The organism is Arthrobacter sp. BGA-UO-ETr-C19, assembly GCF_059568005.1.
Genome location: NZ_JCAQPC010000012.1, coordinates 183,285 through 197,159 on the forward strand (window position 1 = coordinate 183,285; position 13,875 = coordinate 197,159).

Genomic DNA, 13,875 nt, shown 5'->3' on the forward strand with positions numbered 1-13,875 from the left:
CGGAATGGGCCCCGCCGGTTGGCGGAGCCCACTCCCTTGCTGGTGCTATTGAATTACGACGGCGGTCTGCCGGCTTAGTTTGCCGTCACCGGGTTAGTCGTCGCCGCGGAGGATGGCCAGCAGGCGGATGATTTCCACATACAGCCAGACGAGCGTGACGGTCAGGCCGAAGGCGGCGGTCCAGGAGAAGCGCTCCGGCGCTCCGGCGCGGACGCCGGCCTCGATGCTGGTGAAGTCCATGATCAGCGAGAAGGCTGCGAGGCCGATCGCGAGCAGGCCGATGAAGACGCCCAGCGGAATGCCGGCGATCTCCATGCTCGTGCGCAGGCCGAACGGGGAGTCCACCGCGCCGGTCCACATCATGACCATGTTGATCAGGGCGAAGACCGCGTAGCCAATGGTGGCGATCATGAAGAAGCGCATCGCCTTGGGGGTGGCGCGGACCTTGCCGCTCTTGAAGAGCAGCAGCGTGACGGCGAAGACGGACAGCGTGCCGATGACCGCCTGCAGGCCGACGCCCGGGTACAGACCGTCGAGGATGCGGGTCAGGCCGCCGAGGAACAGTCCCTCAAGGGCTGCGTAGGCCAGGATGAGGGCCGGCGAGGGCTGCTTCTTGAAGGTGTTGACGAGGGCCAGCACAAAGCCGCCCAGCGCGCCGACGATCATGAGCATGCTGGCGAGGGGCAGGGCCACGGCCAGCGTGACGGCGGCGCCGGCCACCACGGCCGCGAGGCAGATGGCGGTCTTGACGATGACGTCGTCGAAGGTCATCCGCCCGGTCTCGGCAGGGCCGGCGGCAGGCCGGTTGTACATCTGCTGCAGCTGGTCGTTGGACATGTTCTGCTGCTGTGACATCCAGCCGGACTGTGCGTCCATGACCTGGCCGGGGGTGCGGCCCTGGCCGTACGCCGGCTGGCCGAACTGGTTCTGACCGTAGTTGTTGTGGCCGTACGCCTGCGGGACAGGCGGTGCCTGGGTGGCTCCACGGAAATTCTTTCCGTTAAAGATCGGGTTTCCGCCAAGTGCCATTGCGGGTGTCCTCCATGTATGGGGTCGAGTGATGAATCTACTGGTCACGCTATCAATTTCCACGGACCAGCGGCACGGAAAGTTCCTGCTGGTAACGGGGCATTTCAGTTGTTACCGGATCGCTATCTGATGGTCAGCTCCGCCCACGCGGTTTGTACTGCCCGCGCTGTACGATAAGCGGGTCAGGGTGACGAATATCACAGCCAGTCAAGACCCGCTCCACCAGCACGGATATCCGGCACCCTCCGTTCGCAGCGACTGCAATGAGGCAGCCGCAACCACCCCCACGTGGAGGTTTTCAATTTGAGACGCACACCGAGAGGGCTGCCTATCAGGCGGCCGGCCGGGCTGCTGAAGGTATGGGGGGCCATTGCCTCCGCCGTCGTGGCACTTCTGCTGGTCGCAGCACCGGCATCACAGGCAGGCACTCCAGCTCCGACACCACCCCCGTCGAACCAGCAGTTCCAGGACACCATCAGCGGCTTCCTCCGCGACGATACGCGGCGCCCCATCGAAGGCGTCAAGATCACCGCCAAGAGCGGGACCTTCACCGGGGAGGCAACCTCGGGCGCCAACGGGTCCTGGCGGATCGGTGTTCCCAGCCAGGGGACCTACGAGATCCAGCTGGACGAATCCACGCTTCCGGAAGGCATCAAGCTCGCCGAAGGCCAGTCGAACCCCCGGACTGTCACCTTCAGCCAGACATCAAACCTCTCCGTCATCTTCGCCTTCGGCAAGGGCATCGTGGTGCAGCAGCAGGACTTCGGCCAGAACCTGCTCAACAGGCTCGTGGCGGGCCTTAGCTTCGGCCTCCTGCTGGCCCTCGCCTCCGTAGGCCTGTCCCTGATCTTTGGTACCACCGGCCTCACCAACTTCGCGCACGGCGAGATGGTGACCCTCGGCGCCGTGCTGGTGTTTGCATTCAGCGCCATGAACCTGCCCTTCTGGCTGGCCATCATCCTGGCCCTGCTTGGCGGCGGACTCTTTGGCTATGCGCAGGACGCCGGGCTCTGGCGGCCGCTGCGCCGCCGCGGCACCGGCCTGGTGCCGATGATGATCGTGAGCATCGGCCTGGCCCTGGCCGTCCGCTACATCATCCAGTTCTACTTCGGCGGGGCCACGCAACAGCTGCCGTTTGCGCAGAGCTCGGAAATCCAGATTGGCCCGGTTTCCATCTCCCCCAACAACCTGTGGTCCCTGGTCATCAGTGCCGTCGTCATAGCCCTCATCGGCATAGTGCTCCTGAAGACGCGGCTGGGCAAGGCAACCCGCGCGGTGGCGGACAACCCCGCCCTCGCCGCCGCCTCCGGAATCGACGTCGACGGCGTCATCCGCCTGGTCTGGATCGTTGGCGGGGTGCTGGCCTCCCTGGGAGGCATCCTCTGGGCCTACTACCGGCCGGGCGTCACCTTCGACATGGGCTCGCAGATCCTGCTGCTCATCTTCGCCGGTGTGACCCTCGGTGGCCTGGGCACCGTTTTCGGCGCTCTCATCGGATCCGTCATCGTCGGCATCTTCGTCGAACTGACCACCGTGTTCGGCCTCGCGGCCGACCTCAAGTACGTGGGAGCACTCTTCATCATGATCGTTGTCCTCTTGTTCCGGCCCCAGGGCATCCTGGGCCGTCGCGAGCGCGTGGGTTAGGAGACAGGCATGGACTTCGGATTTATTCTTTCCAGCGCGGCTGGCGAACTTTTCAGCCCGACGACGGCGGCCTACGCCCTCGCCGCGCTCGGCCTCGCCGTGCACTTCGGCTACTCGGGCCTGCTGAACTTCGGCCAGGCCGGCTTCATGGCGGTGGGCGCGTACGGCTTCGCCATCTCGACGCTCACCTTCCAGGTGCCCTTCTTCGTGGGCCTGCTCATCGCCGTCATCTCTTCCGTGCTCTTTGCACTGGTGCTGGGCATTCCCACCCTCCGCCTGCGGGCGGATTACCTGGCCATTGTCACCATTGCCGCAGCGGAAATCGTCCGCTACGTCGTCACCACCAACCAGCTCACGTCCGTGACCGGTTCAGCCAATGGCCTGGCCGCCTTCGAGAGCGGTTTCTATTCGATGAACCCCTTCCCGGAGGGCTCCTACTTCGGAATGAACAACCGTGACTTCTTCATCCGGGTGGCGGGCTGGGGGCTCGTGGCCGTGGGCTGCGTTCTCGTCTGGCTCCTGATGCGCAGCCCCTGGGGCCGCGTCCTCAAGGGCATCCGCGAGGACGAGAACGCGGTCCGCTCGCTCGGCAAGAACGTCTACGCCCACAAGATGCAGTCGCTGGTGATCGGCGGAATCTTCGGCGCGCTGGCCGGGATGATCTTCACGCTCCCCCGCGGCGCCGTGCAGCCCGCCAACTACGGCACGGAGCTGACGTTCTTCCTGTGGACCTGCCTCCTGCTGGGCGGCATGGCCACGGTCCTGGGGCCGGTGATCGGCGCGATGATCTTCTGGGTGGTCCTGTCCCTCACCCAGGGCGTCCTGTACGGGCTGATCGAATCCGGCGCAGTGTCCTGGCTGACCACTGTCCAGGCCGGCCAGCTGCGCTACATCCTGGTGGGCATCGCCCTGATGCTGCTGATGATTTTCAGGCCGCAGGGTGTCTTTGGCAATAAGAAGGAGCTGGCGTTCGCATGAGCAAGCACAGCGAAGAATCAATGGAAGCGGGCATCGACTACATGACGGACGCCCGCCCGATCTCCGCCGGGGACAATACCCCCGGCTGCAAGAAGCGGGACCCGATCGTCGTCGCTGAAAACGTGACGCGCAGCTTCGGCGGCATCAACGCCGTCGACGTCGATTACCTGGAAATCCCGCGGCACAAGATCACCGCTCTGATCGGCCCCAACGGGGCCGGCAAGACCACCCTGTTCAACCTGCTCACAGGCTTTGACACACCGAACTCGGGCAAATGGCAGTTCGAGGGCCAGAGCATCGCCGGCGTGTCCTCCTACAAGGTGGCGCGGATGGGCATGGTCCGCACGTTCCAGCTCACCAAGGTCATGGGCAAGCTGACCGTCATGGAAAACATGCGGCTCGGCGCGTCCAACCAGCCCGGCGAAAGGCTGTCCAAGGCCCTGTTCAAGAACATCTGGGGCGGCCGCGAAAAGGAAATCACCGAGCACGCCAACGTATTGCTCGAGAAGTTCAAGCTCGATACGAAGAAGGATGATTACGCGGCGTCGCTGTCCGGCGGCCAGCGCAAGCTGCTGGAAATGGCCCGCTCCCTGATGGTCCGGCCCAAGCTTGTGATGCTGGACGAACCCATGGCAGGGGTCAACCCGGCGCTGACGCAGTCGCTGCTGGACCACATCAAGAACCTCAAGTCCGAGGGCATGACCGTCCTCTTCGTGGAACACGACATGCACATGGTCCGGCACATCGCGGACTGGGTGGTGGTCATGGCCGAAGGAAAAATCGTCGCGGAAGGACCGCCGGGCGAGGTCATGAAGGACCCCGCTGTCATCGACGCCTACCTCGGCGCCCACCACGACGTCGATCTCGGCGACACCGAGGGCATCAAGGAACTGGAGCAGGAACTCGCGGCAGACGAGGAATCGATCGTCGGCACGGAGGACGCGGGCATCATCGCCGTGGACGTCGTGGCGCCCAAGATTACCGAAACCGGACCGGACACAGATGGCGGACGAACAGGTGCAGGATCCACAGTTGTCGGCCAGCCAGAAAAGGACAAGGAATGAGTGCCACGAGCGCGGCCCCGGCCGCAAGCAGCGCAGCCGAGGACGGCTCCGTCGTCAAAGTCACCGACCTGGTGGCCGGTTACCTCCCCGGCGTCAACATTCTCAACGGGTGCAGCATCGAGGCCCGTAAGGGCGAACTGATCGGCATCATTGGCCCTAACGGGGCGGGCAAGTCCACACTGCTCAAGGCGATGTTCGGGCTGGTGAAGGTGCACTCCGGATCCGTGGTGGTCAGGGGTCAGGACCTCACAGGGCTCAAGGCGAACAAGCTGGTGACCCAGGGCGTCGGCTTCGTGCCCCAGACCAACAACGTCTTCTCCACCCTCACCATCGAGGAAAACCTGCAGATGGGCATGTTCCAGCGGCCCAAGGACTTCGCGCAGCGCTTCGACTTCGTCACCAGCCTGTTCCCGGAACTCGGGAAGCGCCGGGCCCAGCGTGCGGGCTCGCTGTCCGGCGGCGAGCGGCAGATGGTGGCCATGGGGCGTGCCCTGATGATGGAGCCGGCAGTGCTGCTGCTGGACGAACCATCGGCGGGCCTCTCCCCTGTCAAGCAGGACGAGACCTTCCTGCGGGTGCACGAAATCAACCGTGCCGGCGTGTCCGTGATCATGGTGGAACAGAACGCCCGCCGCTGCCTGCAGATCTGCGACCGCGGCTACGTCCTGGACCAGGGCAAGGATGCGTACACCGGCACGGGCCGTGAGCTCATGAAGGACCCGAAGGTCATCCAGCTGTACCTCGGCACGCTGGCCGACGAGGACTAGGCACAGCACAGCACAACACAACAGGAAGCCCCCGTCCGGCTGGACGGGGGCTTCCTGTTGTGCGGCGGAAAACGGTTTACAGCTTGCCGAATTCTTCCCTTGCCGGCGTGTACTTGTTGTCGTCCTGGTACTCGTAGATGCCAATGGAGGCTTCCGTCGGGTCACCGGCGTCGGAGAAGGTCACCGGACCGGACTCGCCGTCGTAGTCGATATCCTTGCCGTTGCGGAGCAGCGTGACACAGGACGCGAAGTCCATGCACTTCTCGCCGCCCTCGGAAACTGCCTTGAGCTGCTTGGCGATCTCCGTGCCCTTGGTGCTCTTGGCAGCCTCCGCTGCCAGCGAGATCAGGTTGACGGCGTCGTAGGACTCACCGGCGTAGCTGTAGTCCTTCAGGGCGGGGTCGATGGCGAGGAGCTTCTTCTTGAAGTCCTCCTTGGCGAAGGTGCCGGGGATGGTTCCCTGTGCGCCCTTCAGCGTGCCGGGCTTGAAGTCCTTGCTGTAGTCGGACGTGTTCCCGTCCACCATGAACAGCTGCGTCGGCTTGGCGCCCTTGCCCGTGATCAGCGGAACGATGCTCTTGGCCTGGTCAAAGGTGATCAGGGCAATGGCGTCCGGCTTGGCGGCGATGACCTTGTCCACCTGGCTGCTGAACTGCGAGTCGCCCTCGTTGAAGAGTTCCTCGGCCACAACCTGGCCGCCGGCTGCTTCAAACGCGGCCTTGACGTTCTTCGCCAGGCCCGTGCCGTAGGCGTCGTTCAGCACGATCATGCCGACCGTCTGGGCGCCACACGTTGCAATGTAGTTGCCCAACACCTTGCCCTGCAGGACGTCGGACGGAGCCGTACGCCAGTACAGGCCCTTGTCGTCCCAGGTGGTGAAGTCCGGCGAGGTGTTTGCCGGGGAGAACTGGATGACACCCGCGCCGGTGATCTGGTTGATCACGGTCTTGGACACACCCGAGGAAGCCGCACCGATGATGGCGCTGACACCCTGGCCGAGGAGTGCCGTGGTGGACTGGGTGGCGATGTCGGTCTTGGTGTCGCCGGAGTCACGGTGGGTAATCGAAACGGGCTTTCCGAGCACGCCGCCGGCGTCGTTCACTTCCTTGATGCCGAGGTTAACACCGGCGATTTCGGGCGGGCCGAGGAACGCCAGCGACCCCGTCGTCGGCAGGAGCGATCCAAGTTTCAGCGGTGTGGGCGTGGTGGTGGTTGCTGCCGGCACGTTGCCGGTCTCTGTGGCGGTGCTGCTTGCCCCGGCCGTGGCACTGGGTGCAGGGCATGCGATGCCGCCTGCCGCTGCGGAGGATTCTGTCGCGCTTGGGGTGGAACCGCCACCACAAGCCGTGGCCAGAAGGGCGACGCCGATGCTAAGCGCTGTGAGCTTAGCGACCCTTGGCGCCGTCTGGGGGAGTGAAATCATTTAGAGTCTCCTCGATCGAAAGGTGCGAACGGCCTTTGATGCGATTTTTGGTCAGGGGTTCCTGAGCTAAGTTCAAGCTAATCCAATTCGAGCCCGAACATAAGTGACTAAGGTCACATCCTCATAACACTCGTTGCATATTGGAACACCGGCGACGCGGAGGAGAAAAGTTGTACCCCAGGTGGGACTCGAACCCACAACACGCGGATTTTAAGTCCGCTGCCTCTGCCAATTGGGCTACTGGGGCGCCCGGTCAATCGTATCGCCTCAGACGGCCGCCAACGGCCCCGCGTAACGGAATGTGCCATGGACCCCGCCGGGCCACAATGCGAGGGGCAGCAGCTGGAAATGGTCGCCCCAGTTCCTGTCCGGCGCCTCGACGCCCAGGGACGACGCCGGAACGAAGCCGAACCGCGGATAGTACTCGGTGCTTCCGAGCAGCGCGATGCCCTTCTCCCCCGCCGCGTTGGCACGGACGACGGTCTCGCGCATCAGCGCCGAGCCGATGCCATGCCGCTGCAGCCGGGGCGTCACGCCGATGGGCCCAAGGCCCAGCAGCTCAAGATCCTCCACCCAGGCGCGGGTGCTGATCACGTAGCCGACGATTTCGCCGTCGAGTTCCGCGACGATGCTGAACTCCGGCAGGTATTCCTCGGCGCCGAACAGCTCGCGGAGTATCTTAACCTCCACGGGTTCCCCCTCCACCGGCAGGCCGGTGACCGGGGAAACAGCGAAGGCTTCGACTGTCAGGGCGAGGAGGGCGTCGCGGTCCCCGGGCTGTTCGCTGCGCAGGACCACCTCCCGCACCGGCTCCGGCTCGGGGGCGTTGGCGGCCGAGAGCTCGGCCAGGACCTCCAGCGCCCGCGCCGAGTCGGCCACCGGCACCAGGAGATGGTCGTGGTGGAAGCCGGCGAGGACGTTGCAGCTGATCCGCGCCTCCGTCAGTGCCCTGCTGACGGCCGCGGTCAGGCCCACCGCTTCCAGGGCCGAGTGGACCTCCAGGGTGATCCAGGCGGCCACGAAATCGTAAGGCAGCTCCAGCGCGTCCGCTTCGGCCCGGGGCAGGACCACCGTGAGCCCCTCGGCTTCCCGGACGGCGGCCTCAATGTGCCCCGCCAGCGGCTTGCCGTGCGGCCAGAGGACGTAGACGTACTCCCCTTCCCGGAGCACCGGATGGATCGAGGCAAGGAGAGTTTGGAGGTTCTTTTCACCCGTCATGCAGCCAGTCTATGTGTGCGCCCTTCCGTGCCCGGGGAGGGTGCACCAGGGAAGACCATCTCATCTGGAGAAAAGCAAAATCATCTGGAGAAAAGCAAAAGCGGCCGTTCCCCCGGAAGGGAACGGCCGCCGTCGTAGCCGCATGGGCCCACACCGCCGAGGGCCCCAATCGAGCTTGCGAGGTTGGGGAGGCGGTGGGGACTTACTTGGCCTCAGCCTTGACGGGATCCTTGGCGCCGCCCTGAGGGGCGTCCGCGGACTTCTCCGCAGCCGGTGCGGCCGGAGCCGGAGCAGCGGGCTTGGGCGCCGGGGTGGCGGCGGCCACGAAGGCGCCGCGCGGGTTGTCCAGGTCCAGCAGCTGGGTGGTGTCGCGGCCCGCGAAGAAGCTCAGGATCCAGTTGAAGATCACGCGGAACTTGCGCTCGAACGTCGGCATGGCCATGCCGTGGTAGCCGCGGTGTGCCAGCCAGGCGAGGGGGCCCTTGAGCCCGATGCGGCCGAGCAGGTTGATGTTGGCAACACCCTTCCACTCGCCGAAGCCGGCCACAGCACCGAGGTTCTTGTGCTTGTAGTCCACCAGCGGCTTGTCCCAGCGGGAAGCCCACAGGTTCTTGGCGAGGCGCTTGGCCTGGCGCAGCGCGTGCTGGGCGTTGGGAACGCAGGTGCCGTCCGGCAGGCCGGCGCCCGTCAGGTCGGGAACCGCGGCGATGTCACCGGCAGCCCAGGCGTTGTCGATGATGCCTTCGTCGCCCGAGATGCGCAGGTCCGGCAGGACGCGGACGCGGCCGCGGGGCTCCAGCGGGAAGTCGGTGGAGCGGACCATCGGGTTGGCCTGCACACCGGCGGTCCACACGAGGGTGTCGGTCTCGAATTCCTGGGCAGGGGTCTTGTCCGGCAGGTTGATCAGCTTGAGGGAACCCTCGGCGTTGTCCAGCGACGTGTTCAGCAGGACCTCGATGCCGCGGCTGCGGAGGTGCTCCACGACCCATTCGGCCTGCTTCGCGGTGACCTCGGGCATGATGCGGCCCATGGCCTCGACCAGGACGAAGCGGACTTCCTCCTGCTTGACGCGCGGGTTGTTCTTGACCGCAGCGCGGGCGAGGTCTTCCATCTCGGTGATGCATTCGATGCCGGCGAAGCCGCCACCCACCACCACGAAGGTCAGGGCGCGGGCGCGTTCGGCAGGGTCGGTCATGGTGGAGCCGACCTCGATGCGGTCAAGGACCTTGTTGCGCAGTGCAACGGCTTCCTCGATGGTCTTCAGGCCGATGCCCTTGTCCGCCAGGCCCTTGATGGGGAACGTGCGGGTGATGGCGCCGGCGGAAAGCACGACGTCGAAGTACGGCACCTCGAAGTTGTCGCCGCCGTCAGCCGGGGCAACCACGGCCGTGCGGTTGGCGTGGTCGATGGACACGACGCGGCCCTGGATGAGCTCGGTCTGCTTGAGGTGCTGGCGGTGCGAGACCACTGCGTGGCGGGCCTCGATGTTTCCACCGGCAACTTCCGGAAGGAAGGGCTGATAGGTCATGTAGGGCAGCGGATCAACGACGGTGACGATGCCGCCTGCGTTCGCGATCTTCTTCTGCAGTTTGAGGGCTACGTAAAGGCCGACGTACCCGCCGCCGACGACGAGCACACGCGGACGATCCTGGAGCTGTGGGGTGGTTGCCATAACTCCAGAGTACCGTACTTTGTGAAAATCTTCACTAACTTGTCCGGTCGGCCGAATCCACCCTCGCCACGGCACCGGTTTCCGGCTCCTCCACTCCCCCGCCGGACGCCCGGTAGGCCCGCCGCAGCTGAACCGCGCCGGCCACAATAATGGCTATGAAAAGCCCGCCAAACCCGATGACCACCGCGGCCGGCAGTGCACTGTCCAGCTGCGACGGCGGTACCGCCACCGGCACGGTCGCCTTGGGCAGCGTGGCCTGGGCGGTGGGCGCCGGGGCCGTCGGCTCGGGAGCGGGCGTGGCGAGGTTCCCGCGTCGGTGGACGCGGATCCAGTCCGCAATGGAACCCAGCGGGTTGGCCTTCGTTTCGGCCACGTCGTCCGTGAGTGCCGCCTCCGCGTTGAGGACGCCGAAGCCGTACAGCGGGTCCTTGCCCGGCGTGCCCTCGTCCTTGGCGGTGGAAACGATCCTGTTGATGACTTGCTTGGCGCTCATCTCGGGCCATTTGGAACGGATCAGCGCCGCAACGCCGGAGACGATGGGGGTGGCACCGGACGTGCCGGCCCATTCCGCGTAGCTGCCGCCGGGCAGTCCGCCGGCGAGCTTCTCTGCGGGCGCTGCCACGCCAATGCTGATGCCCTGGGAGGAGGAATCGGTGCTGGCCTGTCCGCTCAGGTCCAGGCCCGCCACGGTCAGCACGCCGGGGATGGTGGCCGGAGCCCCCACCTGGACGTTGCCGCCCACCCGGTTGCCGGCCGCGGCCACGATGACCACGTCCTTCTGCTCGGCGTACAGGAAGGCGGCGTCCCAGCTTTGCGGCCACTCAGGGGACGTGCTGCCCAGTGAAATATTGATGACCTTGGCGCCGTTGTCCACCGCCCAGCGCACAGCCTCCGGGATCTGGTCCTGGTCGCTCTTGCCGCCGGGGTTGGCCGATCCCAGCCAGGTGGAGACGGAGAGGATCTGCGCCTCGGGTGCCACCCCCATGATGCCGTCCGGCATGGTTTTGGACGCAGATGCGCTGGCGCTCGGGGAAGGCTTGGCGCTGGCCGTCGGCTTCTTTGCCCGCTGGTGTCCCCGGCCCGCGAGCATGGTGGCCACCAGCGTGCCGTGCTCGGGCTTGGCACCGATGCTCTTCTCGCCGTCCGGGGCGCCGGCACCGGAGACGTCATGGCCGCCGGCCAGCACGCCCTTGAGGTCGGGATGGCCACCGTCCACCCCGCTGTCGATCACAGCGACCTTCACGTTGGCGCCTTTGGAGACCTCCCAGGCCTTGGTGATGCCGGCTTCCTTGAGCCAGTACTCCTTGTCCCGCCAGGAATCGGCCTGCGCGGCCGGTGCGGTGGCGACGGCGGATGCGGCGATGCCACCGGCAAGCACCGCGGACAGAAGGGCCGAGACCGTCCGGCGGAACCGGGCTGTTGCGCTGGTCATTCAGGATCCAATACTTGGTTAACTTGGTGCCTCGGCACTCAGGGCAATTCCATCAAGAATATCGTGCTCGCTGGCGGTGGCCGTAATTATGCGGCCGCCGCTGAGCTCGCCCATGCGGGTGAGGATGCGCCGCCACACCAGCGCCCCGGCGCCAATGACGTCCACCCGGCCGGGGTGCATGTACGGCAGTTCGGCCCTCTGCGCCCGCGGCATCTGCAGCAGGTCAGTGGCCGCCGCCTGGATGGCAGAGATGGACAGTTCGGCGCCGTGGATGGCCCCCGGCAGGTATTCAGGAAGTTTGAGCGCGTGCGCCGTGATGGTGGTGATTGAGCCGGCAACCCCGACGACGGCGGTGCTGCGTTCCAGCGGAACGTCCAGTTGCGCTTCGGCGATGGCGGCGTCGACGTCGGCCTCCGCGGCGGCGATCTGTTCGGCCGTCGGCGGATCCGATTTGAGGTGGCGTTCGGTCAGCCGGACACAGCCGATGTCCACGGACTTCGCGGCGATCACGCCGTTGGCGTCACCGAGCACAAACTCCGTGCTGCCGCCGCCCAGGTCCACCACCAAAACCTTGTCCTCAGCCGAAATAGGCAGCACGCTGCTGGCGCCGGCGAAGGAAAGCGCGGCTTCCTCGTCGCCGGTGATCACCTCAGGCTCCACGCCAATGAGGTTCCGGATGCCGTCAACGAAGACCTGGCGGTTCCGGGCGTCCCGGCTGGCCGAGGTGGCCACGAAGCGGACTTTCCGGGCCCGGTACTCGCGGATAAGCGCGGCATAGTCAGCCGTGGCAGCGAAGGTGCGCTCCAGCGCTTCGGGCGCCAGCTCGCCGGTGGCGTCCACGCCTTGGCCAAGCCGCACCACGCGCATTTCACGCACGACGTCGGTGAGCTTCGTTGCGCCGTTGCTGCGGTCAATGTCGGCGATGAGCAGGCGGATGGAGTTGGTTCCGCAGTCGATGGCGGCCACCCGGGTCATGCGCCAGCCTCCGTGCCGGTTGCGTCTGTTGCTGCGTCGGTCTTGGATTTACGAACCGGCGCGGGACGGCCGACGATGTCCGGCAGCCCCTGCGGGCCGTGGCGGCTGAGGTCCCGGGAAGGTGCGTCTCCGGCCGTGTCCCAAGCGCCGTCGCAGTAGCAGCGGTCCGCGGTCCACCATTCACTGATGGCCGCGATGGCTTCGTCTCCCAGCGGATTCACGCCCGGCCCGGCGGCCAGCGAGTGCCCCACCAGGACGTGCAGGCACTTGACGCGGGCGGGCATGCCGCCGGCGGAGACGCCGTCAATCTCCGGGACGTCGCCGATGCCCGACCGTGCCCCGATATCGGCGCGGGCAGCCAGGTAGGCCTCGTGGGCTGCCCGGTAGGAGGAAGCGAGAGACTCGTCGGCGGCAAGCCGGTCATTCATGTCGTTCATAAGGCCGCCGGCCTCAAGCCGGGAGACCGCCGACGTGATGACGGGGTGGGTCAGGTAGAACGTGGTGGGGAAGGGAGTTCCGTTGCTGAGGCGCGGGGATGTTGCCGCCACGAGCGGGTTCCCGCAGACGCAGCGCGCCGGGATTTCCACAACGTCACGCACCGGCCTTCCCAGCTGGCGGCTGAGCACATCGAGATCCTGCGCTGATGGCTGCCTGGATGCACCGGGGGCGGTTGCCGTGTTGTCGTCCACTGGCCTGGCCGTCCTTCCTGCCCGGATTTGGCTGCCCCGAAATTCCGGTGGACAGTCCCGCGGCGGGCGCCGCTCCTAGTCTGTTGCCGAGCGCCTGATGGACTCCCAGAGGGAATCCACCCAGGGCACGTCGGCGGGGTCTTGTGTTTCTGCTGCACTGGGCTGGCTGCCTGATGCGCCGGCCGGCAGGTCGCTGCCGAACACCCAGTAGCCGGTCTCTCCCGGCATAACCATGTTAATGCGGTCCCGGGCCTGCTGCTTGACGTAGTTGGGGTCCTGCCACCGCGAGACCTGCCGTTTGAGGTTGTCCTGGTTCGCCTTGCTGTCCGCGATGTCCGACTCCAGGGCCGCAATTTCCGCCCGCTTGTCGATGAAGATCTTCACGGTGGGGGCCAGCATGATGGTGATGGCCACCATCACCACGGCCAGCGCCAGCATGCGCCCGGAAAACGCCTTTGCAGGAACGGGGTCGAGGTTCTCTACCTCGGCCGCAACGGCTGACGACCCGGGCTTCCGGCGGCTGTTTCCGGCGCTGCCAAGCTTTCCGGTGCCGGCATTCGTGCCGGCGGCCTTGGAACCCTGGCCTGCTTTGGGGCCGGCGCCAGTCTTAGGACCGGCGCCCGTGGAACCCGTTCCCTGTTTGGCACCCGTCCCCGGCTTGGCACCGGGGCTGGCCTTCGTACCGGTGCCAGAATTGGTCCCGGCGTCAGTCTTGGTACCGGCGCCGTTGGCCCTGCCTGCCGCGTTCCGCCCCGCGCCTGCGTGTCCGATCCCGGAGTCATGGGCGTCCGTAGCCGAGCGCGGGCCGCCGAAGTCCGCCTGGATGACGTCTCCCCCGGCCGATCCGGCGGAGGACTGCTGTGCTGGTGGGGTCACCCTGGGAACTTTGGGACGGCGGGTAGCCATGACACTCCTGTAACGTGTGGGCGCCTAAAACAAAACCGGTGGCTATGGTCTTTCCACCATAGCCACCGGTCAGCTGTT

The 13,875-nt window shown here is 66.0% G+C and carries 12 protein-coding genes and 1 tRNA gene; 4 read left to right on the forward strand and 9 right to left on the reverse strand.

The features are described 5' to 3' along the window. Positions 1–93: 93 nt before the first annotated feature. Positions 94–1,029, reverse strand: a complete 936-nt coding sequence (locus tag AC57BR_RS06425; protein ID WP_496358943.1) for a Bax inhibitor-1/YccA family protein — start codon at positions 1,027–1,029, stop codon at positions 94–96. 348 nt (positions 1,030–1,377) lie between these two features. On the opposite strand from AC57BR_RS06425, the gene AC57BR_RS06430 reads away from it, so the two are divergent. From AC57BR_RS06430 to AC57BR_RS06445, 4 genes are read left to right on the forward strand one after another with little or no spacing between them, the layout of a single operon-like run. Then, positions 1,378–2,673 (forward strand): branched-chain amino acid ABC transporter permease, encoded by a 1,296-nt coding sequence (locus tag AC57BR_RS06430; protein ID WP_496359030.1) that lies wholly within the window; start codon positions 1,378–1,380, stop codon positions 2,671–2,673. Positions 2,674–2,682: 9 nt separating this feature from the next. After that, complete coding sequence (locus AC57BR_RS06435) at positions 2,683–3,651, forward strand: branched-chain amino acid ABC transporter permease (RefSeq protein ID WP_496358944.1); 969 nt, start codon at positions 2,683–2,685, stop codon at positions 3,649–3,651. Beyond that, positions 3,648–4,715 carry an ABC transporter ATP-binding protein gene (locus AC57BR_RS06440; RefSeq protein WP_496358945.1) on the forward strand — a complete coding sequence of 356 codons (1,068 nt, stop codon included), beginning with the start codon at positions 3,648–3,650 and terminating at the stop codon, positions 4,713–4,715. Before AC57BR_RS06435 ends, AC57BR_RS06440 begins: the two co-directional genes overlap by 4 nt. Next, on the forward strand, positions 4,712–5,482 hold the full coding sequence (locus AC57BR_RS06445; protein WP_496358946.1) for an ABC transporter ATP-binding protein: 771 nt from the start codon (positions 4,712–4,714) through the stop codon (positions 5,480–5,482). The genes AC57BR_RS06440 and AC57BR_RS06445 overlap by 4 nt, the downstream gene beginning before the upstream one ends. A gap of 76 nt (positions 5,483–5,558) precedes the next feature. On the opposite strand, the gene AC57BR_RS06450 is transcribed toward AC57BR_RS06445, so the two are convergent. From AC57BR_RS06450 to AC57BR_RS06485, 8 genes are all read right to left on the reverse strand, one after another. Next, positions 5,559–6,905 (reverse strand): ABC transporter substrate-binding protein, encoded by a 1,347-nt coding sequence (locus tag AC57BR_RS06450; RefSeq protein WP_496358947.1) that lies wholly within the window; start codon positions 6,903–6,905, stop codon positions 5,559–5,561. 173 nt (positions 6,906–7,078) lie between these two features. Next, positions 7,079–7,152, reverse strand: a tRNA-Leu gene (locus tag AC57BR_RS06455). A 20-nt stretch (positions 7,153–7,172) separates the two neighbouring features. After that, positions 7,173–8,123 (reverse strand): N-acetyltransferase, encoded by a 951-nt coding sequence (locus AC57BR_RS06460; protein WP_496358948.1) that lies wholly within the window; start codon positions 8,121–8,123, stop codon positions 7,173–7,175. A gap of 202 nt (positions 8,124–8,325) precedes the next feature. Next, on the reverse strand, positions 8,326–9,795 hold the full coding sequence (locus AC57BR_RS06465; protein ID WP_496358949.1) for an NAD(P)/FAD-dependent oxidoreductase: 1,470 nt from the start codon (positions 9,793–9,795) through the stop codon (positions 8,326–8,328). A gap of 34 nt (positions 9,796–9,829) precedes the next feature. After that, a complete protein-coding gene (locus AC57BR_RS06470; RefSeq protein WP_496358950.1) occupies positions 9,830–11,227 on the reverse strand; it encodes a S8 family serine peptidase in 1,398 nt (465 codons plus the stop codon). A gap of 18 nt (positions 11,228–11,245) precedes the next feature. Further along, positions 11,246–12,202, reverse strand: a complete 957-nt coding sequence (locus tag AC57BR_RS06475; protein ID WP_496358951.1) for a Ppx/GppA phosphatase family protein — start codon at positions 12,200–12,202, stop codon at positions 11,246–11,248. Next, positions 12,199–12,891, reverse strand: coding sequence for a DUF501 domain-containing protein (locus tag AC57BR_RS06480; RefSeq protein ID WP_496358952.1), 693 nt, complete (start codon positions 12,889–12,891; stop codon positions 12,199–12,201). Before AC57BR_RS06480 ends, AC57BR_RS06475 begins: the two co-directional genes overlap by 4 nt. 75 nt (positions 12,892–12,966) lie before the next feature. Beyond that, complete coding sequence (locus tag AC57BR_RS06485; RefSeq protein WP_496358953.1) at positions 12,967–13,797, reverse strand: FtsB family cell division protein; 831 nt, start codon at positions 13,795–13,797, stop codon at positions 12,967–12,969. Positions 13,798–13,875 lie beyond the last annotated feature (78 nt).